This is a genomic window from Streptomyces sp. NPDC091416 (genome assembly GCF_044756845.1).
GTDB lineage: Bacteria > Actinomycetota > Actinomycetes > Streptomycetales > Streptomycetaceae > Streptomyces.
The window spans coordinates 422,658-447,895 of sequence record NZ_JBIVTU010000007.1; the positions used below are offsets into that span (position 1 = coordinate 422,658).

Annotated in this window: 19 protein-coding genes, 1 pseudogene and 1 riboswitch; of the genes and pseudogenes, 4 read left to right on the forward strand and 16 right to left on the reverse strand. The window is 73.1% G+C overall.

All coding sequences use genetic code 11. The features are described 5' to 3' along the window. Nucleotides 1–96: 96 nt before the first annotated feature. The 3 genes from ectB to ACIQMX_RS23050 form a co-directional block, all read right to left on the reverse strand. Nucleotides 97–1,359 (reverse strand): diaminobutyrate--2-oxoglutarate transaminase, encoded by a 1,263-nt coding sequence (gene ectB, locus ACIQMX_RS23040; RefSeq protein ID WP_363077470.1) that lies wholly within the window; start codon nucleotides 1,357–1,359, stop codon nucleotides 97–99. Between the two features lie 82 nt (nucleotides 1,360–1,441). Then, entirely contained in the window at nucleotides 1,442–1,972 is a 531-nt protein-coding gene (gene ectA, locus ACIQMX_RS23045) for a diaminobutyrate acetyltransferase (protein WP_363077472.1), read from the reverse strand. 321 nt (nucleotides 1,973–2,293) lie between these two features. After that, nucleotides 2,294–3,400, reverse strand: a complete 1,107-nt coding sequence (locus ACIQMX_RS23050) for an aminotransferase class V-fold PLP-dependent enzyme (protein WP_363077474.1) — start codon at nucleotides 3,398–3,400, stop codon at nucleotides 2,294–2,296. 158 nt (nucleotides 3,401–3,558) lie between these two features. Between ACIQMX_RS23050 and ACIQMX_RS23055 the strand changes: the two genes are divergently transcribed. The 3 genes from ACIQMX_RS23055 (at nucleotide 3,559) to ACIQMX_RS23065 (ending at nucleotide 6,706) form a co-directional block, all read left to right on the forward strand. Continuing rightward, nucleotides 3,559–4,659 carry an amidohydrolase family protein gene (locus tag ACIQMX_RS23055; RefSeq protein ID WP_402480655.1) on the forward strand — a complete coding sequence of 367 codons (1,101 nt, stop codon included), beginning with the start codon at nucleotides 3,559–3,561 and terminating at the stop codon, nucleotides 4,657–4,659. Between the two features lie 332 nt (nucleotides 4,660–4,991). Next, nucleotides 4,992–6,128: an SCO1860 family LAETG-anchored protein gene (locus ACIQMX_RS23060; RefSeq protein WP_363077478.1), complete on the forward strand. Its 1,137-nt coding sequence runs from the start codon at nucleotides 4,992–4,994 to the stop codon at nucleotides 6,126–6,128. A 158-nt stretch (nucleotides 6,129–6,286) separates the two neighbouring features. Continuing rightward, complete coding sequence (locus tag ACIQMX_RS23065; RefSeq protein WP_363077480.1) at nucleotides 6,287–6,706, forward strand: group 1 truncated hemoglobin; 420 nt, start codon at nucleotides 6,287–6,289, stop codon at nucleotides 6,704–6,706. Here ACIQMX_RS23065 and cobC read toward each other — a convergent pair. The 5 genes and pseudogenes from cobC to cobM all read right to left on the reverse strand — a co-directional run. Continuing rightward, nucleotides 6,696–7,805, reverse strand: a pseudogene (cobC, locus tag ACIQMX_RS23070) (Rv2231c family pyridoxal phosphate-dependent protein CobC); the annotation flags it as partial. The gene ACIQMX_RS23065 and the pseudogene cobC sit on opposite strands and share 11 nt — an antisense overlap. Then, nucleotides 7,774–8,685 (reverse strand): sirohydrochlorin chelatase, encoded by a 912-nt coding sequence (locus ACIQMX_RS23075; RefSeq protein ID WP_363077482.1) that lies wholly within the window; start codon nucleotides 8,683–8,685, stop codon nucleotides 7,774–7,776. The gene ACIQMX_RS23075 and the pseudogene cobC, both read right to left, overlap by 32 nt. Before the next feature lie 56 nt (nucleotides 8,686–8,741). Next, nucleotides 8,742–10,466, reverse strand: a complete 1,725-nt coding sequence (gene cobJ / locus ACIQMX_RS23080; RefSeq protein ID WP_363077484.1) for a precorrin-3B C(17)-methyltransferase — start codon at nucleotides 10,464–10,466, stop codon at nucleotides 8,742–8,744. Next, nucleotides 10,463–11,722, reverse strand: a complete 1,260-nt coding sequence (cbiE, locus tag ACIQMX_RS23085) for a precorrin-6y C5,15-methyltransferase (decarboxylating) subunit CbiE (protein ID WP_363077486.1) — start codon at nucleotides 11,720–11,722, stop codon at nucleotides 10,463–10,465. The genes cobJ and cbiE overlap by 4 nt, the downstream gene beginning before the upstream one ends. Continuing rightward, on the reverse strand, nucleotides 11,719–12,558 hold the full coding sequence (gene cobM / locus ACIQMX_RS23090) for a precorrin-4 C(11)-methyltransferase (RefSeq protein ID WP_363077488.1): 840 nt from the start codon (nucleotides 12,556–12,558) through the stop codon (nucleotides 11,719–11,721). The genes cbiE and cobM overlap by 4 nt, the downstream gene beginning before the upstream one ends. Nucleotides 12,559–12,635: 77 nt before the next feature. On the opposite strand from cobM, the gene ACIQMX_RS23095 reads away from it, so the two are divergent. After that, nucleotides 12,636–13,358 carry a ZIP family metal transporter gene (locus ACIQMX_RS23095; protein ID WP_363077490.1) on the forward strand — a complete coding sequence of 241 codons (723 nt, stop codon included), beginning with the start codon at nucleotides 12,636–12,638 and terminating at the stop codon, nucleotides 13,356–13,358. 5 nt (nucleotides 13,359–13,363) lie between these two features. Here the strand turns inward: ACIQMX_RS23095 and cobI are convergent, their stop codons facing one another. The 8 genes from cobI to ACIQMX_RS23135 all read right to left on the reverse strand — a co-directional run bounded on the left by cobI (nucleotide 13,364) and on the right by ACIQMX_RS23135 (nucleotide 25,216). Then, complete coding sequence (cobI, locus tag ACIQMX_RS23100; protein ID WP_363077492.1) at nucleotides 13,364–14,092, reverse strand: precorrin-2 C(20)-methyltransferase; 729 nt, start codon at nucleotides 14,090–14,092, stop codon at nucleotides 13,364–13,366. Then, nucleotides 14,089–15,516, reverse strand: a complete 1,428-nt coding sequence (locus ACIQMX_RS23105; protein ID WP_363077493.1) for a cobyrinate a,c-diamide synthase — start codon at nucleotides 15,514–15,516, stop codon at nucleotides 14,089–14,091. Before ACIQMX_RS23105 ends, cobI begins: the two co-directional genes overlap by 4 nt. Continuing rightward, complete coding sequence (gene cobO / locus ACIQMX_RS23110) at nucleotides 15,510–16,109, reverse strand: cob(I)yrinic acid a,c-diamide adenosyltransferase (RefSeq protein WP_402480662.1); 600 nt, start codon at nucleotides 16,107–16,109, stop codon at nucleotides 15,510–15,512. Before cobO ends, ACIQMX_RS23105 begins: the two co-directional genes overlap by 7 nt. Beyond that, entirely contained in the window at nucleotides 16,109–18,139 is a 2,031-nt protein-coding gene (locus ACIQMX_RS23115; protein WP_402480665.1) for a putative cobaltochelatase, read from the reverse strand. Before ACIQMX_RS23115 ends, cobO begins: the two co-directional genes overlap by 1 nt. A gap of 118 nt (nucleotides 18,140–18,257) precedes the next feature. Continuing rightward, a complete protein-coding gene (gene cobN, locus ACIQMX_RS23120) occupies nucleotides 18,258–21,908 on the reverse strand; it encodes a cobaltochelatase subunit CobN (protein ID WP_402480769.1) in 3,651 nt (1,216 codons plus the stop codon). A gap of 20 nt (nucleotides 21,909–21,928) precedes the next feature. Then, the gene (locus tag ACIQMX_RS23125; protein WP_363077499.1) at nucleotides 21,929–23,470 is read right to left on the reverse strand and encodes a cobyric acid synthase; all 1,542 of its coding nucleotides are present in this window, start codon (nucleotides 23,468–23,470) and stop codon (nucleotides 21,929–21,931) included. Then, a complete protein-coding gene (locus ACIQMX_RS23130) occupies nucleotides 23,467–24,540 on the reverse strand; it encodes a cobalamin biosynthesis protein (RefSeq protein ID WP_402480668.1) in 1,074 nt (357 codons plus the stop codon). Before ACIQMX_RS23130 ends, ACIQMX_RS23125 begins: the two co-directional genes overlap by 4 nt. 134 nt (nucleotides 24,541–24,674) lie before the next feature. After that, a riboswitch (cobalamin riboswitch) is annotated at nucleotides 24,675–24,805 on the reverse strand. Between the two features lie 162 nt (nucleotides 24,806–24,967). Next, nucleotides 24,968–25,216, reverse strand: a complete 249-nt coding sequence (locus tag ACIQMX_RS23135) for a hypothetical protein (protein WP_363077503.1) — start codon at nucleotides 25,214–25,216, stop codon at nucleotides 24,968–24,970. Nucleotides 25,217–25,238 lie beyond the last annotated feature (22 nt).

The window sequence follows — 25,238 nt, forward strand, 5'->3', positions numbered from 1 at the left end:
GGGGGGGGGGGGGGGGGGGGGCGGGGGGGGGGGGGGGGGGGGGGGGGGGGGGGGGGGGCCCCCCGCCCGGGGGCCCCCCCCCCCCCCCCCCGCCTCTCAGGCGGTCTCCCGGACGCAGCGGGCCAGTGTGCGCAGGCCCTCGTCCAGCTCCTCGGGGGTGATGGTCAGCGGCGGCAGCAGCTTGACGACCTCGCTCTGCGGGCCGGAGGTCTCCAGCAGCAGGCCCAGCTCGAACGCGCGGGCGCAGACGGCGGAGGCACGTGCCGGGTCGGTGAACTCCAGGCCCCACACCAGTCCGCGGCCGCGGAACTGAGCGCTGTCGTGCTCGCCGCAGATGGCCAGCAAGGCGTGCTCGACCTGCTCGCCGCGGGCCAGCGTCTGCTTCTCCATCTGGCCGTCCGACCAGTAGGCGTCGAGCGCGGCGGCCGCGGTGACGAAGGCCGGGTTGTTGCCGCGGAAGGTGCCGTTGTGCTCGCCCGGCTCCCAGATGTCCAGCTCCGGCTTGAACAGGCAGAGGGACATGGGCAGTCCGTAGCCACTGATCGACTTCGACAGCGTCACGATGTCCGGCGTGATGCCGGCCTCCTCGAAGGAGAAGAAGTCGCCGGTGCGGCCGCAGCCCATCTGGATGTCGTCGACGATCAGCAGCATGTCCTGGCGGTGGCACAGGTCCTGGAGCGCACGCAGCCATTCGGCGCGGGCGACGTTGATGCCGCCCTCGCCCTGGACGGTCTCCACGATCACGGCGGCCGGCTTGTTGAGCCCGGAGCCCTGGTCCTCCAGGAGCCGCTCGAACCAGAGGAAGTCGGGGACCTGGCCGTCGAAGTAGTTGTCGAACGGCATCGGGGTGCCGTGCACCAGCGGAATGCCGGCGCCGGCGCGCTTGAAGGCGTTGCCGGTGACGGCCAGCGAGCCGAGCGACATGCCGTGGAAGGCGTTGGTGAACGAGACGACGGACTCGCGGCCCTTGACCTTGCGGGCCAGCTTCAGCGCCGACTCGACCGCGTTGGTGCCGGTCGGGCCGGGGAACATCACCTTGTACGGCAGGTCGCGGGGCCGCAGGATGACGTTCTGGAACGTCTCCAGGAACGCGCGTTTGGCGGTGGTCGCCATGTCGAGGCCGTGGGTGATGCCGTCGCGCTCGATGTAGTCGATCAGCGCGCGCTTGAGCACCGGGTTGTTGTGGCCGTAGTTGAGCGAGCCGGCCCCGGCGAAGAAGTCGAGGTACGAGTGGCCGTCCTCGTCGGTCAGCCGGGCGCCCTGCGCACGGTCGAAGACGGCGGGCCAGCCGCGGCAGTAGCTCCGTACCTCGGACTCCAGGGTCTCGAAGACACTGAGGGCGGGCGGGGTGATGGTCACAGCGGGTCTCCTGCGTGAGGGGGGTGTGACGGGCGGAGGTGAAGGTGACTACGACGGGCGGCACCCGCCGGAAAGAGCCTGCTCAGGCGTGGAACGGGCCGATGCTGTAGAGGACTTCCGGCAGATGGGTGCCCTCGGGGAACAGGCCGCCGTCGAAGAGCACCTCGCGTTCCAGTGGCACGTCGTGGCGCTGCGCGTAGGAGGTGAACAGGCGGTCCGAGGCCTTGTTGTCCGGGGTGATGGTCGTCTCGACCGAGGCGAGGCCCTGCTCCGCGGCGACGCGGGCGGTCAGGTCGTCCAGCAGCTTCGCGGCCAGGCCGGTTCCCCGGTGGCCGTGGTCGACGGCCACCTGCCAGACGACGAGCGTCTCGGGGCGGTCGGGCCTGATGTACCCCGTCACGAAGGCGACCGGGGCGCCGGTCTCGTCGCGGGCGACCACGGAGGTCGCCGCGAAGTCACGGCACCACAGCAGGTAGCTGTACGAGGAGTTGAGGTCCAGGACCTCGGAATCGCGGGCTATACGCCAGATCGCGGCTCCGTCCTCCACTCGCGGGGTGTCGATGGTGATGAATTCGCTTCGGGCACGTGCAAAATCTGCTGGTGCGGCGGTCATGCGAATTGAATTTACCCAGCAAATTTCGAAATTGCATCGGCCCAAGGGGTTGGGTGAAGCGGTGTTCTGTGTTATCACGCGAGCGTGCGCCCCTGCGCGAAACCGCTACGCTTTCTTCCGATTTGGTACGCATATATCCGGCATAACGCCCCCGTGTGTGGAGTCGGTCACAAGGTCGTAACTCTCGCGCGACGCAACCGAATTGTGGAGATCGGACGCTGCTGAAACTGGGGTGTTTAGCCTTCGGGAAACCGGGCAGAAGAATGCGGGGAGCTGCTCTGAATAAGGCAGCTCCCCGCATTTATTGATAACACCAGGAATTTAAGCGCCGGTCCAGGTTTCCGAAACGGCCTTCCGGGCAGCTTCCAGATCGACCTGCCGTCCGGAATCGGCCAGCGCCGCACCCAGAGCCGCGAGTGAGGAGAGCACCGCGCCCCGCGTCGCGTCCACGCCGTAATGATTGACCCGGATCATCTCCTTGGACAGCGCCCCGCCTCCCGCGATCAGCGGCAGCGACGGGTCGGCCGCCCGTGCCTGCGCCACCAGTTCCGCGGCGTCCACGCCGTCCGGCGCCCGCAGCGTGGTCGCCACCGGAGCGGCGTCCCGCGCCTCGTGCACGTACGGCGCCAGGCCGCCGCCCAGCGCCACCGCGCCCGCCCGGGTGGCCGCGGCGGCGGCTGCGTGGCGCGCCATCAGCGCGTCCAGGCCCTCCGCCTCGATCCGCTCCACGCAGGCCTCCAGGGCCAGCATCTCCAGCTGGGCCGGGGCGTGCAGCAGCGCCCGGCGGCCGCCGTCGATCCAGCGCTCCTTCCAGTCCAGCAGGGACAGGTACGAGCGGCGCGGGGCCTGCGCGTTGGCGGCGATCCGCTCCCAGGCGCGCGCGCTCACCGACACCGCGGACACCCCGGCCGGACCGCCCATCGCCTTCTGCGCCCCGATCACGCACAGGTCCACGCCCCAGGCGTCCGGCAGCAGCGGCTCGGCACCCACCGAGGCGACGGCGTCCAGCATGAACAGCGCCCCGTGCGCGCGGACGACCTCACCGATCTCCGCGACCGGGTTGGTGTTGCCGGTGGCGGCCTCGGCGTGCACCAGGGAGACGAAGTCGATCTCCGGGTGCGCGGCCAGCGCGTCGGCCACCTGGGCGGCGGTGACGGCCGTGTGGAAGGGCACCGCCAGATCGATGACCTCGGCACCGCAGTCGCGCAGCCAGTTGCCGAACGTCTGCCCGTACGGCCCCGTGACGACGTTCAGCGCCGTCGATCCGGGCCGGGCGCCGCCCCTGATGCAGCCTTCGAGGGGGAGGAGCGCCTCGCCCTGCATGATGACGACGTCCTGCTCGGTGGCGAGGAGACCGGCCACGCGCCGCTCGATCGCCGCGAAGTGTGCGGCGGTGAGCGGGGTCAGGTCGAGGAAGGGGTGCGTCACGGTGGTGCTCTCTTCGGGATCGGATCGGTGTGCGGACCGGCCTGTGGGCCAGGCCTGCACCGAGGGTACCGAGCCCTCCGGGGGCGGCCCGGACCCGTCCGCCGGACGGGATCCGGCAGGGGGTGGCGCCCGGTCCGGCGCCTCGTACAGTGCTGTCCATGAGTGATCACGAGGCGCCGCGGGTGCTGCAGGTGAAGGGGCGGGTGCTCGTCGGCCCCGAGGACGTCAGGGACGAGATCTGGGCGGTCGGCGGACGGGTGACGTACGAGCGGCCCCCGGGTGCGGACGAGGCGGTCGTCGTCACCGGCTGGGCCCTGCCCGGACTGGTCGACGCCCACTGCCACGTCGGGCTCGACCACCACGGCGCCGTCGAGCGGGCGACCACCGAGAAGCAGGCGCTCGACGACCGGGAAGCGGGCGCGCTGCTCCTGCGGGACGCGGGATCGCCCGCCGACACCCGGTGGATCGACGACCGCGAGGACCTGCCGAAGATCATCAGGGCCGGCCGGCACATCGCCAGGACCCGGCGGTACACCAGGAACTACGCGTACGAGATCGAGCCGGACGAACTGGTGGCGTACGTCGCGCAGGAAGCACGCCGCGGGGACGGCTGGGTGAAGCTCGTCGGCGACTGGATCGACCGCGAGGTGGGCGACCTGACCGCCTGCTGGCCGCGCGAGGAGGTGGGGGCCGCCATCGCCGAGGCGCACCGGCTGGGGGCCCGGGTCACCGCGCACTGCTTCGCCGAGGACTCGCTGCGCGATCTCGTCGAGGCCGGGATCGACTGCATCGAGCACGCGACCGGGCTGACCGAGGAGACCATTCCGCTCTTCGCCGAGCGAGGGGTCGCGATCGTCCCCACCCTGGTCAACATCGCCACCTTCCCCACGCTCGCCGACGGCGGCGAAGCCAAGTACCCCCGCTGGTCCGCCCATATGCGCCGGCTCCACGAGCGCCGCTACGACACCGTGCGCGCCGCGTACGACGCCGGGGTGCCGGTGTTCGTCGGCACCGACGCCGGGGGAGTGCTCGCCCACGGTCTGGTGGCCGACGAGGTCGCGGAGCTCGTCAAGGCGGGCATCCCCGCCCTGGAGGCGCTGTCCGCGACGACATGGGGGGCCAGGGCGTGGCTGGGCAGGCCGGGGCTCGAGGAGGGCGCGCCGGCCGACCTGGTGGTGTACGACGAGGACCCGCGGGCGGACGTGCGCGTGCTGGCGGCCCCGCGCCGGGTCGTCCTGAACGGGCGCGTGATCGGCTGATCCGGGTGTCCCGGGCCCGGACGGGCCCAGGATGCGCCGTGTTGACCGGCAGTGTCCCGGAGCGCGGTCGCTCGTTGAATCACTCCGCGCACTCCGGGACGGGGACCTTCCGAGGCGCCCGCGTTCGGTGAAACGGGTGAACTCAAGGAACGCACGTGCCGGAATATTCGAATACAGGCGCGGAAACCCCCCTTTGGGGTGAACTCACTTCAGGTGTCTGCCAGTTCACCCTCTGTGCGTAAAGATTCACGGAGTCGAGGCCACCGGTGCCCGCGATGTCCCCCATTGGACGGCGCCGGTGGCTCCATGTCTCATGTGGGGGTTCCACCATCTTGAACAGCAACACCTTCCGCCTCGCCGCCCTGGCGGTCGCCGCCGCGCCCGTCGCCCTGCTGGTCGCCGTCCCGGCGCACGCCACCACGGCGACCACCACGACCACCGGCGACGGGAAGGCGAGCGCGGTCGTGCTCCGTACCGCACTCGACGTCTCGCTCCTGAACAAGACGATCGACGTGCCGCTCACGGCCACGCTCAACGAGGTGCAGGCGCCGCGGAGCGCGGAGAAGACCGCGCTCAGCGTGAAGCTCGACGGGGTGGAGGGCGGGACGCCGGTCCGCGTGCTGCGCGCCGATGTGGCCACGGCGAGGGCGACCGTCGGCAAGCACCGCGCCGAGGGCTACAGCAATGTGGTGAAGGCGAGGCTGCACCTGCCCGGTCTGCCGCTGCTCTCCCTGGTCGAGGTCGAGCAGGTGACGTCCAGGGCGGTCTGCGAGGTGGGCCGCAAGCCGGTCGCCGAGTCGAACGTGCTGGGCCATGTGAAGGTCCTCGGCAAGCGCGTCACCCTGACCGCCGCAGGCACCACGCAGATCGCGGTGAAGGGCGTCGGCTCGGTGACGCTCGACCTGTCGAAGACGAGCACCACCTCGCGCACCGCGGCCGCCGTCGCGCTGCGGCTGAAGGTCTCGGTCAACCCGGGCGAGCTGAACGTCGCCGATGTGAAGGGCGAGGTCACGCTCGCCGAGGCCACCTGCGAGACGCCCGAGGCGGCGTCCACGGGCGGCGGCCACAACGGCGGCGGCGAGAACGGCGGACATGGCAACGGCGGTGGTGACAACGGGGGTTCGGCCGACGGCGGTTCGACGGACGGCGGGTCCACCGACGGCGGTTCGGGCAACGGCGGTTCCGGCAACGGCGGATCCACCGACGGCGGATCCGGCACCGCGGGCTCCACGGCCGGTGGTACGGCAGGCTCCACCGCGGGCTCCACGGCCGGTGACACGGCCGGAGACACCGGCGGCGACGTGAAGCCGCAGACCGGCACCGGTGACGCACCGCAGACCGCCACCGGCGCGGACCTCGCCGAGACGGGCAGCAGCTCCACCACGCCGTACGTCGCCGGAGGTGCCGCCCTTCTGCTGGCGGTCGGCGCCGGAGCCATGGTCGTGGCCCGGAGGCGTACGCAGGACTGACACCCATCACCCATGGGCCCGAGGGGGGCGGCCGGGTGTGGGGAGGGAGGGGAAGCGGCGTTCCGCAGGCGGAGCGTCGCTTCCCACTTGTGCGGCCGCGCCGCCGAATTCGGACGACTGTTCCCGGGCGGCGGGGATCGGCGCTATGTTCGGCTGCCATGGACCAGACCACAGACCAGGCAGCCCCGGACGAACCGGCGCCGGAGACCCCGGCCGAGCAGCCGGAGACCCTCTTCGAGCAGATCGGCGGCGCCGCGGCCGTCGCCGCCGTGGTGGACCTCTTCTACGCACGCGTCCTGGCCGACCCCGACCTGACGCCGTACTTCGCGGGCAAGGACATGACCCGCCTCAAGGCGCACCAGCGCCTCTTCGTCGGCAGCGCGCTCGGCGCCACGACCCCCTACATCGGCCGGGCCATGGGCCGCGCCCACCAGGAACTCGGCATCACCGGGCCGCACTTCGACCGGGTCGTGGAGCATCTCGCCGCAGCGCTGGCCGACGGCGGCGTCGATGCCGCCACCATCGGCCTGATCGCCGCGCGACTGGCCCCTCTCAAGCCGGACATCGTCAGCGGCTGACCGCGGAAACGGCCTGAAGGGCCTGGTCGAACGCCTGGAGGAACCGGTTGGTCGTCGTGCGGTCCCGGACGGCCAGCCGGAGCCACTCGCCGCCGAGCCCCGGAAACGTGTCGCCGCGCCGTGCCGCGAACCCCAGCATCCGCAGCCGCTCCCGTATCTCCGCGGCCCGCTCCAGCCGGACCAGTACGAACGGTCCCTGTGCCGGCTCCACGACCCGTATCTCGGTGAACTCCCGCAGCCCCGCCACCAGATGGCAGCGGTCCACCGCGATCCGGTCCGCCGCCGCGGCCGCCTCGGCCAGCGCCCGCGGCTCCACACACGCCTCGGCCGCGGCCAGCGCCGGTGACGACACCGGCCACAAGGGCTGTGCCTCCTCCAGCGTGCGGATGGTCTCCGGCGCGGCCGCCACATACCCGATCCGCAGTCCGGCGAGCCCCCACGTCTTGGTGAGGCTGCGCAGGACCACGAGCCCCGGGATGTCCGTGCGGCCGCACAGCGCCTCGCGTTCGCCCGGCACCGCGTCCATGAACGCCTCGTCGACCACCAGCGTCCGCCCGGGACGCGCCAGCCGCTCCAGCACGGCCGCCGGATGCAGCACCGACGTCGGGTTGGTCGGATTGCCGACCACCACCAGATCCGCGTCGGCCGGCACGGCCGACGGATCCAGCCGGAAGCCGTCCACGGCCCGCAGCAGCACCCGGCCCACCTCGTGCCCGGCCGCGCGCAGCGCCGCCTCCGGCTCGGTGAACTGCGGATGCACCACGACCGGTCTTCGGGCCGGCAGCGCGCGGGCGATCAGCACGAACGCCTCCGCCGCACCCGCCGTCAACAGGAGCCGCTCGGGCGGCAGCCCGTGCCGGCCGGCGACCGCGGCGCGTGCCGCGCGCCCGTCCGGGTATGCGGCGAGCGCGCCCAGGGACGCGGCTATCCGCTCCTTCAGCCAGGCCGGTGGGGTCCCGGCCCGTACGTTGACGGCGAGATCGGTCAGATCCCGGCCCCGTCCCCGTACCTCCGCGTCACCGTGATGACGCAGATCGTGCGTGCCCGCGCCTGTGGCGTCGGAGCTCTCAATGGGAGTGTGCATGACCGCCATGGTGGGGGTGGTGGTGATGGCCGTCGTCGTCAGGGTGGAAGTGCGGCTGCTGCGGCAGTCCCACCTTGTCCTCGAAGCCCGGCAGTGCGATCCGGTACACGCAAGAGTCGCAGTTCATCCGCAGATCGCCCTTGACGGCCTCCCGGTAGCGCTCCATGACCAGATCGAGCAGTTCTTCCGCGGCACCGATCACCTCGGCCGGCCGGACGTCCAGCTCCGGGTGGGCGGCGGCCCACTCCGTGGTCTGGTGACGCACCCGGTCCGGCAGGATGCCCGTGAAGAGGAAGTACGGCAGAACGACTATGCGCCCCGCACCCAGCTTCACGCAACGGTCCAGACCCGACGGCACATCAGGGGCGGCCAGCGAGACGAAGGCCGTCTCCACCCCCGCGTAGCCCCGGCCCTCCCAGAACAGCCGCGCGGCCTTGTGCACCTCGGCGTTGGCGTCCGGGTCGGTGGAACCGCGCCCCACCAGCAGAATCGTCACCTCGGACCGGTCCGTGTCGCCCAGCACCTCGTCCACCCGCCGCTCCAGCACCTTCAGCAGCGCCGGATGCGGGCCCAGCGGACGTCCGTACGTGTACGAGATGCCGGGGTGGCGCTCCTTCTCGCGGGTCAGTGCCGCCGGGATGTCGCCCTTGGCGTGCCCGGCCGACACCAGCATCAGCGGTACGGCCGCGAAGTGCCTGACGCCCTGCTCGACGAGCTCGGTCACGGCGTCGCCGAGCGGCGGCGGCGACAGCTCGATGAAGCCGCCCGCTACAGGCAACTGCGGGTTACGGGCGCCGAGTTCGGCCACGAAGTCACGGAAGGCGGTGGCTCCGCCCTCGTCCCGGGTGCCGTGGCCGGCGATGAGCAGGGCGGGCTGGGGCGACAGGGTGTTCACGGAGGCTCCTGGGTGTGCGTGGGGGGTGGGGTTCTCGGTGGCGGGGGCGGGCCGGTTCACGACGCCGCCTCCGGCGCCGGGGCGGCCGTGGCCGACTGCCAGCGGTAGCCGCGCGGGGTGACCATGCGGCCCGCGATCTCACGGGTGGCGGTGTTGCCCACGGTGACGACGGTCATCATGTCGACGACCGCCGGGTCCAGCGCCGCGAGCGAGGTCAACCGGCTGGACTCGTCGGGCCGGGAGGCGTTGCGCACGACCCCGACCGGAGTGGCCGGATCCCGGTGTTCCGACAGGATCGACAACGCCTTCGGGAGCTGCCAGTCGCGGCCCCGGCTGCGCGGGTTGTAGAACGTCACGATGATGTCGGCCTCGGCCGCGGCCCGGACCCGGCGCTCGATGACCTCCCACGGGGTGTGCAGATCGGAGAGGCTGATCGAGACGTGGTCGTGGCCCAGCGGGGCACCCAGGATCGCCGCCGCCGCCAGCGCCGCCGTCACCCCCGGCACACCCACCACGTCGATGTCGGCGCCCGCCTCGGCCAGCGCCGGCGACGCCATCGCGTACACGCCCGCGTCGCCACTGCCGATCAGCGCCACCGCGTGTCCCTTGCGCGCCTCGGCGACCGCCGTACGGGCCCGCTCCTCCTCGGCCCCGAGCCCCGACTCCAGAACCGTCGTACCCGGCCGCAGCAGATCCCGGATCTGGTCGACGTACTGATCGAGCCCGACGAGCACCGACGCCCGCCGCAGCTCGTCGCGGGCCCGAGGCGTCAGCAGGTCGCGCGCCCCGGGACCGAGCCCCACGACCGCGAGCCGCCCGCGCGGCGCCCGGCGCACCACCGCGCACGTGGCCATCGCCGCCCGCCCCTCGGGAGCCGACTTCCGCTTCGGTACCAGGAGTTCACCGCCGCCCGCGAGCGCCGCGGCCTCCGCGACCGAGGGCGTGCCGACCGCGGCGAGGGGCGCGTCCGACGGATGCGGCACCTCGATCCGGGCCAGCTCCTCGGCGGGGTACGTACGCAGCGGTACCCCCAGCCGTGCCGCTGCGGCCACGATCCCGGGCTCCTGCGCCTTCGCGTCCACGGTCACCAGCTCCGCGATGCTCAACGGCGAGAGACCGGCCTTGGCCAGAGAGTCCCGGATCAGCGCGGACACCTCGTCCGCGGGCGCGTCCTTGGACGCACCGACCCCGACGGCGAGCGACGCCGGCCGCAGCACGGCCTCCCGCGGCCCGAGTTCCACGACCCGGTCGGTGACGTACAGCACCGCGGATCCGGTCGCCCCGGGACGGACATGCGACGGCAGGGCCGGCAACGGCCGTACCGCGTCCGCCCGCAACGCCACCGGAGCACCGTCCAGCATCGCCCGCGACACCCCCGCGACATCGCCCTCCACGGGCAGCCCCAGCATGTCCAGACCGGGCACGCCCACCGCGTCCGTCGCCGTCGTCACCACCGGCGCCGCACCCAGTACCTCACCGACCGCCACCGCCAGGGCGTTCGCCCCGCCGCCGTGCCCGCCGAGCAGCGCCACGGCGTGGCGCCCCGCCTCGTCGACGCAGACGACACCCGGGTCGGCCGTCTTGTCCGTGAGCAGCGGCGCGACCAGCCGCACCACGGCCCCCGTCGCGAGGAAGCACACCAGTTGCTCGCACTCGCCGAACGCCCGCCGCACGGCCTCGCGCACCGGACCGTCGTAGACCACGGCACGGCCGGGCCAGGCCGCGGCCAGCCGGTCACGGGCGACGGCGCCCGCCGCCGTCGCGGAGATCAGGCCGATCACTGGGTTGCTCCTTCGTTCGCACCGGCCGAGGGGCGGACGCCCCACAGCAGAAAGACCGGGTTGGCCGCGGCGAGCCGGGTCACGTCACCGGGCAGGGGCGCCAGCCGCGACGACTGAAGCAGCACACCCTCGGGCTCCAGCCCGGCGGCGGCCAGCGCCGACCGCACCGGCCCGACCCGGTCCAGGGCCGCCACCGCGACCACGACCGCCCGCCTGGCCCGCCGGGCGCACGCCGTCACGATCGCGGGCAGCTCATGACCGCCGCCCCCGACGAACACCGCGTCCGGGTCCGCCAGATCGGACAGCACTATGGGCGCGGCACCGTGCACCGCCCGTACGTACACCCCGTGCGCGGCGGCGTTCGACCGGATCCGCTCGACCCCGTCCGCCGTCTTCTCGACAGCCACGACGGCCGCTCCGAGCCGCGCGCACTCCACCGCCACCGAACCCGAACCGGCGCCGATGTCCCACACCAGATCACCCGTGCGCGGCCCGAGCCTGGCCAGCGCCAGTGCCCGCACCTCGAACTTGGTGATCATCGAGTCACGGTGCTCGAACTCCGCCTCGTCCAGCGCCCAGCCGGCCGGACCGGCCGCCGGACCCGCCACCGTGCGTACCGGCGAGAGGGCCCGCGACTCGTCCAGGCACAGCACCACGCTCACCGGATCAGGCCACTCGCGGCCCGCCGCCTCATGGAGCGTCAGGCGCTCGACGCGCTCGTGCTCCGGATCCCCGAGCGCCGTCGCGACGACCAGGGTCCGCTCCTCGCACCGGTACAGCAGCCCGGCCGCGAGCTCGGCGGGCCCGGCGCCCGGCCCCGTCAGCACCGCGACCTTCGGATGCGCGAAACACACGTTCACCGCGGTCCGCGGATCCCGCCCGTGCGCACTCACGACGACCGCGTCGTCCCACGGGAGACCCAGCCGGGCGAACGCCACCGCGATCGACGGCGCCCCCGGCCGCACGTCGAGCGCCGCGGGCCCGAACCGTTCCGCCAGCGCCCGCACGATCCCGAAGAACCCCGGATCACCGGAGGCCAGCACGACCACCCGCGCCCCGTCGTCCTCGGCGAGGTGCTTGCCGATCCGGTCGAGGGCAGGCGCCAGCGGCCCCAGCACCACCCGCCCGGCGCCCGCGGGAAGCGGCCCGGCGTCCAGATGACGCCGGGCCCCGGCCACCAGCGTGGCCCCGGCCACCGCCCGGACGGCTTCGGGCGTGGGCGGCGCCCCCGTCCCCGTACCGAAGACCCTGATCACGAGCCGGACCGCTGGGCGCGCAACTCGGCCCGCGCGGCCCTGTCGGCCTTGCGGTACCCGTGGAAGTGGCCCGGGTGGTACAGGTGCGAACGCGTTCCGGACGCCGACAGGGCCGGGCCGACCAGGAACAGCGTGTGCTTCCAGAGCTTGTGCTCCTTGACCGTGGCCTCCAGCGTCTCGATCGTGCAGTGCAGGATCAGCTCCTCCGGCCACGTCGCCTGGTACGCGATCACCACCGGCGTCGACGTCGGATAGCCGCCCTCCAGCAGTTCCTGCGTCAGCTGACCGGACCGGGCCGCCGACAGGAACAGCGCCATCGTCGTGCCGTGCCGGGCGAACTCCCGTACCTCCTCGCCGGGCGGCATCGGCGTCTTGCCGCCGCCGAGCCGGGTCAGGATCACCGACTGCGCCACTTCGGGAATCGTCAGCTCGCGCTGTGCGATGGCCGCGACCGCGGAGAACGACGACACCCCGGGCACGATCTCGACCCCGACCCCCAGCTCGCCGCACCGGTCGACCTGCTCCTGGGTGCCACCCCACAGCGCCGGGTCACCGGAGTGGATCCTGGCGACCTTCAGCCCTTCCCCGGCCGCCCGCCGGTACACGGCGACGACCTCTTCGAGGGACATCTGCGCCGAGTCGAGGATCTCGGCACCCTCCCGGGCGTGTTCGAGGACCTCCTCCTGCACCAGGCTGGCCGCCCAGATGACGATGTCGGCGTCCGCGATGGCCCGCGCCGCCCGGAAGGTCAGCAGATCGGCGGCGCCGGGGCCGGCACCGACGAACGTCACGGTGCCACGGGTGGGCGCGGCGGCTGCGGCGGCTGCTTCGGACATGGGACGGGTCCTTTCGAGAACGTGGATCGGGGGATTCGGGGATGCGCGCACCGGGGTCAATCGGCTAGCAAGAGCCCATGGCGGTGTTCGTCGCGCTCGGCGCGTTCCTGATGACCCTGGTCGGCGGCTGGGTCGCCCAGCGCGTCACCGACCGCCGCCACCTGGTGCTCGGATTCGCCGGCGGACTGATGCTCGGCGTCGTCGGCCTCGACCTGCTGCCGGAGGCCATCGAGGCCGCGGGCGGCCTCGTCTTCGGCGTACCGGCGGCCCTGCTGCTGTTCGTGGGCGGCTTCCTCTTCGCGCACCTGGTGGAGCGTCTGCTCGCCGTACGCCAGGCGGCGCACGGGGCGAGCGAGGAACGCGTGCCCCAGGTCGGGCTCACCGCAGCGGCCGCCATGGTCCTGCACAGCCTGATGGACGGCGTCGCGCTCGGCGCGGCGTTCCAGGTCGGTGGCGGCATGGGAGCGGCCGTCGCCCTCGCCGTCATCACCCACGACTTCGCGGACGGCTTCAACACGTACACGATCACCAGCCTGTACGGAAACGCCCGCCGCAAGGCCCTGACGATGCTGTACGCGGACGCGGCGGCGCCCGTCGTCGGCGCGGCGACGACGCTCGTGTTCACCCTTCCGGAGCAACTTCTCGGCTGCTATCTCGGCTTCTTCGGCGGTGCCCTGCTCTACCTCGCCGCAGCCGAGATCCTCCCCGAGGCGCACCACGAACACCCGGCCCGCTCCACCCTGCTGTGCACGGTGGCCGGGGTGGGCTTCATCTGGCTGGTGGTGGGCCTGGCGCAGTGACCGCCTCACAACTTGCCGCCCCGCCCGCCGTCGCGCGGCGCGGGCGCGATCAGCGTGGAGAGGTACGGCAACGGCCCGTCGGCCAGCTCCGCCGCGGGCCGGATCGACTCCTCCGGCAGCCCGAGCGCCGACCCCCACACCGCGTCCCCGGTCCGCCCCGTCTCGCGCAACGCGCCGGCGACCTCCGTGGCCAGCCGCCCGAACTTGTACGCGACGACCGTCCCGGGCCCCTTCAGCGCCTCCTTCAGCACCTGGGCCCCGGCCGTGACCGGAACCAGCGTCAGCGGCTCGGTGCCCTCGGTCAGTACCGCACCGCTGCGCGCGGCCAGATCCTGCATCGCGGTGATCCCCGGCACCGTCACCACGGCCGTGCCCGGCAGCAGCTCACCGATCGTGTGCGCGAGATACGTGAACGTCGAGTACACGTTCGGGTCGCCGATGGTGGCGAACGCCACCGAACCATGCGTACGCAGCAGCTCCGCGACCCGCGCACCCGCCGCGTCCCACGCCGCCTCCCGGCGTGCCCGGTCCGTCCGCTCGTTCAGCGCGAACACGACCCGCACGACCTTCTCGGCCCCGACGTAGTGCAGCACCGTCGCCTCGGCGCGCCCCCGCTCACCCGTGTCCATCACCGGCACCACGACGACCGCGGCATCACGCAGCGCGTTGACACCCTTGACGGTCACCAGCTCCGGATCACCGGGCCCGACTCCGACCCCCACCAGTGTGTTCATCCCTTGCACCTCTCCACGAATCGGCGGGCCGTACCGGGCGCGGAAGCCCAGTGCGTATGCAGATAACTCGCGTGCACGCCCTGCTGCACGAACCCCTCCACGCGCCGCTCCGGCCGGTGCATGCCCCAGGCCGGGACATCCCCGGCCCCGGGCTCCAGCACGGTGCGGTGGAACTCGTGCCCCCGCACGCGCGTCCCCGTGGCGGCCAGCACGCTGTCGGAGACCGCCACGGCATCCCGGTACCCGAGCGTCAGCCGCTCCGACATCCGCGCCTCGGCATCCAGCACCCCGCACATCGGCAGCCCGTCCAGCGACCGCGCCAGATACAGCAGCCCCGCACACTCGGCGGCCACCGGAGCCCCGGAGCCGGCCAGCTCCGCAACGGCCTTGCGCAACGGCTCGTTGGCCGACAGCCCGGGGCCGTACACCTCGGGAAACCCGCCCCCGATGACGATCCCGGCCGTCCCCTCGGGCAGCGCCTCGTCCCGCAGCGGATCGAAGGGCACGACGGTGGCCCCGGCGGCGGCGAGCAGCTCGCCGTGCTCGGCGTAGGAGAAGGTGAAGGCCGGCCCGGAGGCAACGGCCACCACCACTCCCCGGCCCTCCGGCGTCTGAGGCGCGGGGTCCGGGGCGGAGCCCCGGTCACGGGAAGGGGCGGGGAGGGGAACAGGCCCGCCGCGGGCGCCCACAGCCTCAGCCGCGCTCCACGCACCCGCACCCGGCACGGGAGGCGCGGACCGTGCCAAGGCGAGCAGCGCCTCCAGATCACACCCACCCCGCACCCGTTCCCCCATCGCAGCGACAGCGGCCACGGCATCGCCCCGCCGCTCGGCCACCGGCACCAGCCCCAGATGCCGCGACGGCACAGCCACCTGCTCCGCCCGCCGCAGCACCCCCAGCACCGGCACCCCGGACTCGTCCAACGCCTCCCGCAGCAACGCCTCGTGCCGGTCGGAGCCCACCTTGTTCAGGATCACGCCGCCGATCCGCACCTGCGTGTCCCATGAGGCGAACCCGTGCACCAGCGCCGCCACGGACCGCGACTGCGACGACGCGTCCACGACCAGCACCACCGGCGCCCGCAACAACTTCGCGACCTGCGCCGTGGAGGCGAGCTCACCCTGCCCCGACGCCCCGTCGTACAGCCCCATCACGCCCTCGACGACCGCCAGGTCACACCCTTGCGCACCGTGCGCGAACAGCGGAGCGATCAGCTCCGGCCCGCACATGTACGCGTCGAGGTTGCGCCCCGGCCGCCCGGTGGCGAGCGTGTGGTAGCCCGGATCGATGTAGTCGGGCCCCACCTTGTGCCCGGACACGGCGAGCCCCCGCCCGGCGAAGGCGGCCATCAGGCCCGTCGCGACGGTGGTCTTCCCGCTGCCGGACGACGGCGCGGCGACGACCAGGCGCGGAACGTTCACCACTCGATGCCCCTCTGGCCCTTCTGCCCGGTGTCCATCGGGTGCTTGACCTTCGACATGTCGGTCACCAGGTCGGCGGCGTCCACCAGCGCGGCAGGCGCGTTGCGCCCGGTGATCACCACGTGCTGGCTGCCCGGCCGCCGGCGCAGCACCTCGACGACCTCCTCGGTGTCGACCCATCCCCAGTGCATCGGATAGGCGAACTCGTCGAGGACGTACAGCCGGTACGTCTCGGCCGCCAGATCACGCTTGACCTGCTCCCAGCCCTCCCGCGCCGCCGCCTCGTTGTCCAGCTGCCGGTCGCGCTGGACCCAGGACCAGCCCTCGCCCATCTTGTGCCAGGCGACGGACCCGCCCTCGCCGCTCGCGCCGAGGACCTTCAGCGCGTTCTCCTCGCCGACCTTCCACTTCGCCGACTTCACGAACTGGAAGACCCCGATCGGCCATCCCTGATTCCAGGCACGCAGCGCGAGCCCGAAGGCCGCCGTCGACTTGCCCTTGCCGATGCCGGTGTGCACCACCAGCAGCGGACGGTTGCGGCGCTGACGGGTGGTGAGCCCGTCGTCCGGCACGCTGACCGGCTGTCCCTGCGGCATTACGCGGCCCTCCTGCTGTAGCCCTGAACGTCCTTGACCAGCCCGGCGATCGCGTCCGCGCGCAGCTCGTCGAGCGTGACGGCGGTGCCGCCCAGCTCGCCCGCGAGGCTCACCGCGAGCCCGAGCCGCACCGGCCCCGACTCGCAGTCCACGACGACGGACGCCGTGCCCTGCGCATCGTGCAGCCGGGCCGCCCGCGCGGCGAGCGTCACCGGCTCCGGCCCGCCCGTCGCCCGTCCGTCGGTCACCACGACCAGTAGCGGCCGCCGCGACGGATCGCGCAGCCGCTCCACCCGCAACACGTCGTGCGCCTTCAGCAACCCGGCGGCCACCGGGGTACGCCCGCCGGTCGGCAGCATCTCCAGCCGCGCGGCAGCCGCGTCCACGGACGACGTCGGCGGCAGCACCACCTCGGCGTCGTTGCCCCGGAAGGTGATCAGCCCGACCTTGTCGCGCCGCTGGTACGCGTCCATCAACAGCGAGAGCACCGCGCCCTTGACCGCGGTCATCCGCTGCCGGGCGGCCATCGATCCGGAGGCGTCCACGACGAACAGCACGAGATTGCCCTCACGCCCCTCCCGCACCGCCTGCCGCAGATCGTCCCGCCGCACCACCAGACCCCGTCCCGACCGGCCCCGCGCCCGCTGATGCGGGGCGGCGGCCTGCACGGTCGCGGCCAGATGCAGCTTGGTCAGCGCTCCCTGCGGACGCCGCGCCCCGGTCGTCCGACCGTGCTCGGTACGCGCCCGGGACCGCCGCCCCGCCGCGCCCTCGCCCAGACCGGGCACGCTCAGCACCTTCGTACGGAACGGCTCTCCGGCCCGGACGGGCTGCTGCTCGCCGCTCCCGGCGGACTGCCCCTGAACGGGCTCCCGCTCCTTCTCCACGCCCTGCTCGGGCACGGACTGCGCGGGCGTGTCGTCGGCGCCGCCCTCGGGCTGCGGCGGCGCGTCGGGTCCGTCGCCCTCCGGCGGCCGACCGCCGCCGTCAGGGCCGTCCGGGTCCGGATCGTCGTCCTCGCCGCTGTTCTGCTCCAGCGTGTCGTCGAGCTTGTCCTCGTCGAGCCCCGGCGCGTCGAAGGGATTGCGCCGGCGCCGGTGGGGGAGCGCGAGCAGGGCGGCCTGCCGCACGTCCTCGGCGAGCACATCGGTACGCCCCGCCCAGGCGGCGAGCGCCGTGGCGGTCCGGGCCATCACGATGTCGGCCCGCATCCCGTCGACCTCGAAGGCGGCGCAGGTGGCCGCGATCTGCCGCAACGCACCGTCGCCGAGGCGGACCTGCGGCAGCAGCGCACGCGCGGCCACGATCCGGGCCCGCAACGCGCCCTCCTCGTCGGCCCACCGGGCCGCGAACGCGGCCGGATCGTCGTCGTACGCCAGCCGCCGCCGCACGACCTCGACCCGCAGAGCGGTCTCACGGGAGGCGGCGACCTCGACGGTCAGCCCGAACCGGTCGAGGAGTTGCGGCCTGAGCTCCCCCTCCTCCGGATTCATCGTTCCGACCAGCAGGAAACGGGCGGCATGCCGTACGGAGACGCCTTCGCGCTCCACGTACGAGGCACCCATGGCCGCGGCGTCCAGCAGCAGGTCGACCAGATGGTCATGGAGGAGGTTGACCTCGTCGACGTACAGGATCCCGCGATGCGCGTCCGCGAGCAGCCCCGGCTCGAAGGCCTTCACGCCCTCGGCGAGCGCCCGCTCGATGTCGAGCGCCCCGACGAGCCGGTCCTCGGACGCGCCGACGGGCAGCTCGACGGTCCGCGCCGCCCGCGACACGCCGGTTCCGGCCTCGTGGGGCCCGTCGGGACACGCCGGGTCGGGCGCGTCCGGGGCGCAGGAGAACCGGCATCCGGGGACGACGGAGACCTCGGGCATGAGCGCGGCCAGGGCGCGCACGGCGGTGGACTTGGCGGTGCCCTTCTCGCCGCGCACCAGCACCCCGCCGACGGCGGGTGAGACGGCGTTCAGCAGCAGTCCGAGCCGGAGGTCGTCCTGCCCGACGATGGCGGTGAAGGGATAAGGCGTACTCACAAGGCCTCCTTGGCAAGGGAGCGACGAAGCCCCTTCGGCGATTGAGGAGCTGGGTCCGGGGCGGAGCCCCGGTTCGGGAAGGGGCGGGCAGGGGACGGGCCCGCCACGCGTCGCCCGCTCACGCGTCGCCCTCCAGGTCGCCCTCGAGCTCCAGATACGTTGCCCGCAGCCGCTCCAGCGTCTGCGCGTCCGGCTCCGCCCACAGCCCCCGCTCCGCCGCCTCCAGCAGCCGCTCGGAAATCCCGCGCAGCGCCCAGGGGTTGGACTTCTTCATGAAGTCCCGGTTGGTCTCGTCGAACACGTACTCCGCCGACAACTTCTCGTACATCCAGTCGTCGACGACGCCCGCCGTCGCGTCGTACCCGAACAGGTAGTCCACGGTCGCCGCCATCTCGAAGGCGCCCTTGTACCCGTGCCGTCGCATCGCCGCCATCCAGCGCGGGTTCACCACCCGCGCCCGGAACACCCGGTGCGTCTCCTCGCCCAGCGTCCGCGTCCTCACCTGATCCGGCGTCGCCGAATCCCCCACGTACGCCTCGGGCGACTCCCCGGTCAGGTGCCGCACCATGGCGACCATGCCGCCGTGGTACTGGAAGTAGTCGTCCGCGTCGACCAGATCGTGCTCCCGCGTATCGACGTTCTTCGCCGCCACCGCGATCCGCCGGAACGCCGTCTCCATGTCCCCGCGCGCAGCCCGGCCCTCAAGCCCGCGCCCGTACGCGTATCCGCCCCAGACCGCGTACACCTCGGCCAGGTCCGCGTCGCTGCGCCAGTTGCGCGCGTCGATCAGCGGCAGCAGCCCCGCCCCGTACGCCCCCGGCTTCGAGCCGAAGATGCGTGCCGTGGCCCGGCGGCGGTCGCCGTGCTCCGCCGTGTCCTCGTCGGCGTGCGCCCGTACGTAGTTGGCGTCGGCCGGCTCGTCCAGCTCCGCCACCGCCCGTACCGCGTCGTCGATCAGGCCCACCACATGCGGGAACGCGTCCCGGAAGAAGCCCGAGATACGGACCGTCACATCGATGCGCGGCCGGCCCAGCTCGCCGACCGGCACGACCTCGAAGCCCGTCACCCGGCGCGAGGCGTCGTCCCACACCGGGCGGCAGCCCAGCAGCGCCAGGATCTCCGCGATGTCGTCACCCTGGGTGCGCATCGCCGAGGTGCCCCACACGGTCAGGCCGACCGACTTCGGGTAGTCGCCCGTGTCGGCGAGGTACCGGGCGATCAGCGAGTCCGCGAGCGACTGGCCGACCTCCCACGACAGCCGGGACGGGATCGCCTTCGGGTCGACGGAGTAGAAGTTGCGGCCCGTCGGCAGGACGTTCACGAGTCCGCGCGTCGGCGAACCCGAGGGGCCCGCCGGGACGAAGCCGCCGTTCAGCGCGAGCAGGATGTGGTCGATCTCGTCGGTCGTCCGGGCCAGCCGGGGCACGACCTCCTCGCAGGCGAAGCCCAGGACGGCGACGGCGTCCGGGAGCGCGAAGCCCAGTACCTCCCGTACGAGACCGGCGGCGGCGCTCACGTCCCAGCCGCGCGCCTCCATGCCCTCCGCGAGGCGGCGGCACAGCTGCTCCAGCAGATCGATCGCGTCCGCGCCGGTCCGGGCGGGGCCGTCCACCAGCGCCGTCAGCTCGGCCGGCACCTTGACCGCCGCACCCGGCTCGCCCAGCAACTCCTTCTCGCTGAGCCCGAAGTGCCCGGCGACGGCCGCCCGCAGCCCCGGCAGCGCGTTTGCCGTCCCGCCCCACACCTGCGAGGCGCGCAGCACCGCCAGGACCAGGTTGACCCGGGCCTCGTCGGCCGGACCGCCGCCCAGGATGTGCAGACCGTCGCGGATCTGGACGTCCTTGATCTCGCAGAGGTAGCCGTCGATGTGCATGACGAACGAGTCGAAGGCGTCCTCGCCCGGCTGTTCGTCGACATGCAGGTCGTGGTGCAGCTCCGCGGCCTTGACCAGCGTCCAGATCTGCGCCCGCACCGCGGGCGCCTTCGTCGGGTCCAGGTCGCTGACCAGCGCGTACTCGTCGAGCAGCTGCTCCAGCTTCGCCAGGTCGCCGTACGTGTCGGCGCGGGCCATGGGCGGGACCAGGTGGTCCACCACGGTGGCGTGGCCGCGGCGCTTGGCCTGGGTGCCCTCGCCCGGGTCGTTGACGATGAACGGGTAGATCAGCGGCAGTTCGCCGAGCACCGCGTCCGGGCCGCAGCCGGCGGACAGGCCGAGGCCCTTGCCGGGCAGCCACTCCATCGTGCCGTGCTTGCCCATGTGGACGACGGCGTCCGCGCCGAACGTGTTCTCCAGCCAGCGATAGGTGGCCAGGTAGTGGTGCGAGGGCGGCATGTCGGGATCGTGGTAGATCGCGATGGGGTTCTCGCCGAACCCGCGCGGCGGCTGGATCAGCACCACCACGTTCCCGAATTGGAGCGAGGCGAGGACGATGTCGTCGCCGTCCACGTACAGCGAGCCCGGCGGCTCGCCCCAGTGCTCCAGCATCGAGTCGCGCAGCCCCGGCTCCAGCTTCGCGAACCACTCCCGGTAGTCCGCCAGGGGCACCCGCGCGGGGGCTGCCGCGAGCTGCTCCTCGGTCAGCCACTCCACGTCGTGGCCACCGGCGTTGATGAGGCGGTGGATGAGCTCGTCGCCGTTGTCCGGGTGTTCCGCGACCCCGTACCCGGCGTCGCGCAGCGCGTCCAGGACACGGACCGCGGAGGCGGGTGTGTCCAGGCCGACCGCGTTGCCGACACGGGAGTGCTTGGTGGGGTAGGCGGTGAAGACCAGGGCGAGCTTCTTCTCGGCGTTGGTCTTGTGCTTGAGGACGGCGTGACGCACGGCGATCCCGGCGACGCGGGCCGCACGTTCGGGGTCGGCGCGGTACACCGGCACCTCGTCCGGGCCCTGCTCCTTGAAGGAGAACGGGACCGTGATCAGCCGTCCGTCGAACTCCGGGATGGCGACCTGCATCGCCGCGTCCATGGGGGACAGCGCGGCGTCCGACGCGTCCCACGCCGCCCGCGAGGACGTCAGGCACAGCCCCTGCAGCACCGGAACGTTCAGATCGGCGAGCGCGCCGATGTCCCAGGCCTCGTCGTCGCCCCCGGCGGAGGCGTCCGACGCGCGGGTGCCGCCGGCCGCGAGGACCGTGGCGACCAGGGCGTCGGCCCGGCCGAGGAGCTCGTACAGACCGGCGTCGGCGCCGCGCAGCGAACCGCAGTACACGGGCAGGGCGTTGGCGCCGCGCGCCTCGACGGCGTCGCACAGCACGTCGACGAACGAGGTGTTGCCGGAGAGTTGGTGCGCCCGGTAGAAGAGCACGCCGACGGTCGGGCGGCCTTCGGTGAACGTACGGCTGCCGTGCAGCCCCCACTCGGGCATCTTCTGAGGTCCGGCGAAGCCGTGCCCGGTCAGCAGGACGGTGTCGGAGAGGAAACGGGCCAGTTCGACGAGGTTCCCCGGGCCGCCCTCCACCAGGTAGCGCAGCGCCTCGGCGACGACGCCCGCCGGTACGGACGACTCGGCCATCAGCTCCGCGTCCGGCACGGTCTCACCGCCGAGCAGCACGGTCGGGATGCCCGACGCCCTGAGCGCGGCGAGGCCGTCCTCCCAGGCGCGCCTGCCGCCCAGCAGGCGGACCACGGCGACGGAGGAGCCCTCGATCAGTGCGGGCAGCTCCTCCCGGACGTCGATCCGGGTCGGGTTGCCGATCCGGTAGGGCGCGCCCGACGCGCGGGCGGCGAGGAGGTCCGTGTCGGCGGTCGACAGCAGCAGCACGGTGCTCAGCGGGGCGTTGAGTGGGGCGTTCATGCGCGTGCTCCAGGGGCTCCGGGGGCGATGAAGGGAAGTCCTGCCGGTGCGCCCGACTCGATGAGTCGCCACAGCGCATCGGTGTCCGCGTGTTCTTCGATCAGGTCGCCGAGGCGGTCGAGCTGTTCCTCCCGCAGCGCGGCGAAGCAGGTGTCGGGGGCGGGCACGAAACGGCGGCCGGCGGCCTGCGCGATCTCGGTCAGGAAGCGGCGGCGGAAGGTGTCGCTCTCCAGCGAGCCGTGCCAGTGGGTGCCCCACACGGCGCCGGACCGGCAGCCGTCCAGGCGCTGTCCCCGGCCGTCGGTGAGGAAGGGTTCGCCGCCGCGCACGTCCGCGACGCCGTGGTGGATCTCGTACCCCTCGACCGGGGCGCCGAGGGCCTCCCCGGCCGGGCGGGCGAGGGTCTTCTCACGGTCGAACCGGATGCGTACGGGCAGCAGGCCGAGCCCGTCGACCTGCCCGGCGCGCGACTCGACGTCGTCCTCGATGTGCTCGCCGAGCATCTGGTAGCCGCCGCAGATGCCGAGGACCGGGCGGCCTTCGGCGGCGCGCCGCAGCAGTGCGTCGGCGAGCCCGCGCTCGCGCAGCCAGCCGAGCGCCTTCACGGTGCCGCGGGTGCCGGGCACGATGACGAGGTCGGCGTCGTGGAGTTCCTCGGCGCGGTCCACGAACCGTACGACGACGCCCGGTTCGGCGGCGAGCGCGTCCACGTCCGTGAAGTTCGACATCAGCGGCACGGCGCACACGGCGATGCGCAGGATGTCCTCGCCGTGCGGCGGCGCGACGGCCGACTCGCGTACGGCGCCGCGCAGCGAGACCCGCAGGCCGTCCTCCTCGTCGATGCCGAGGCCGTGGGCGAAGGGCAGCACCCCGTACGTCGGACGTCCCGTCAGATCGCTCAGCATGTCCAGGCCGGGCTCCAGCAGCGAGACGTCGCCGCGGAACTTGTTGACCAGGTAGCCGGCGATCAGCGCCTGGTCCTCGGCCGAGAGCAGCGCCGTCGTACCGAAGAACGAGGCGAAGACGCCGCCGCGGTCGATGTCGCCGACGACCACCACCGGGAACCGTGCCGCCCGTGCGATGCCCATGTTCACGATGTCCGTGCGCCGCAGGTTGATCTCGGCCGGACTGCCCGCCCCTTCGCAGATCACCGCGTCATACGTGCCCCGAAGCTGCTCCAGGCAGTCCACGACGGTGGACAGCAGCGATTCCTGCCGGCCGCCGTGGTAGCCGCGGGCGCTCATCTCGCCGACCGGACGGCCCATCAGGACGACCTGGCTGGAGCGGTCGCTGCCGGGCTTGAGCAGCACCGGGTTCATCAGCGCGGTCGGCTCCACCCGGGCGGCCTGCGCCTGCATGGCCTGGGCGCGGCCGATCTCGGCGCCCTCGCGGGTGACGAAGGAGTTGAGCGACATGTTCTGCGCCTTGAACGGAGCCACCTTCACGCCCCGGCGCACCAGCCAGCGGCAGATGCCCGCCGTGACGACGCTCTTGCCCGCGTCCGATGTGGTGCCGGCGACCAGCAGTCCGCCGCTCATGTCGGTCTCCGTCCTGAGATTAGGGATCCTGCGAGTCGGGATCCCGGGAGCTGATTTCCCGCGATTCGAGATCCTGGGAGTCCGGATCCGTGGGTGCGGGCGCCGGTGGTGCGGGCCTCCGCGATCCTGCGTGCCGCGAGCCCCGCGCCGAGCCGGGCCGCCACGCTCACGCCGAGGGCCAGCGCGCTCACCCGGCGCGACAGCCGTACGGCCCGCTCGATGTCGGCGGGTTCCACCGCGCGGCCCGCCTCCCCGTTGAGGACGGGGCGGTGCTCGACCCGGCCGCCGTAGGCGAGGGTCCCGCCGAGCCGCACGCCGAGCGCGCCGGCGAACGAGGCTTCCACCGGGCCCGCGTTGGGGCTCGGGTGCTTGGCCGCGTCCGCCCGCCACGCGCGGACGGCTCCCCGAGGACGCCCCCCGGCGGCCACGGCGAGCAGGGCCGTCAGCCGGGCGCCCGGCCAGCCCGCGAGATCGTCGAGGCGGGCCGAGGCCCAGCCGTAACGCAGGTAGCGGGGCGACTTGTGACCGACCATCGCGTCGAGCGTGTTGGCGGCCCGGAACCCGACGAGACCGGGGACCCCGCCCAGAGCGCCCCACACCAGGGCGCCGACCACGGCGTCCGAGGTGTTCTCGGCGACGGATTCCACGACGGCGCGGGCGATCTGCGGACCGTCCAGGGACTGCGGGTCGCGGCCGCACAGATGCGGCAGCCGCTCCCGGGCCAGGCCGAGGTCCCCGGCGGCGAGCGCGCCGCCGATGGAGCGGGCCTCGCGGCCCAGGGACGTACCGCCGACGACGGACCAGGTGGCGGCGGCGGTCAGGGCGACGGACGCGACGGGGTGGCGGCGCAGGGCGCGGGAGGCCAGCGCGGCACCCCCGGCAGCGCCTCCGGCGCAGACCAGGGTGTGCAGGGCGCCCCACCCGCGGTGGTCGCGCCACAGACGGCGTTCGACGCCTGCCGCGGCCCGCCCGAAGGCGGCGACCGGGTGCCCCCTGCGGGGGTCACCGAGCAGCAGATCGCCGATCAGACCGGCCGTGGCGCCGTACGCGAAGATGCGATCGGCACGCACGGTTCAGCCGGCCGTTGCGCCTCGAAGGACCTCAGGACCTGTTCTGCGTTGCACAGGAAGGGACGCACGGCAGCCGGGCATGGCGATATGTCCTCACTCAGGGTCCGCGCCCTGGTTCGACGTGACGGCGACGAGAGTCTCCTGGCTTCCGGATCCGCAGTTACCCCGGCCTTCCAGTCCGCTTGCGTGGACCGTGACTTCCGTGGTGGGGACTGCTCCCCGGTGACAGTGGCGGGACCGCGCCGGATTCGCACCGGCTTCCTCTGCTGTCGCCGTAATGGCTCCGGCAGTCCACCACGCTCCGCGAACGCCCGTCAACTTGCCGTTGACCTGCGACGGCGCAGTGTGCGCAGACGCACATCGGGCCGGACACACCAGAGGTGCGTCCGGCCCGATACGGGTGGGAGTGGTGGGGCTCAGGCGGTGATCAGGCGACGATCAGGTAGATGCCGTAGGCCACGGCCGCGGCACACAGTCCGAAGCAGACGTACGCGCCGACGCGGGCCGGCACGACCGAACCGCCCGCCGCCGGACCGTCCGCCGAGCCGCCCTGTGCGGCCGGTCCGGGCTGCTTGGAGAGTCCGACGATGCCGAGGGTGAAGAGGCCCACCAGTGCGACGGTGGCGACGAGGGAGACGCCGAAGACGGTGCCGAGGGCTGCCCAGTCGATGTTCATGGGGATCTGTCCTTAACCGAGG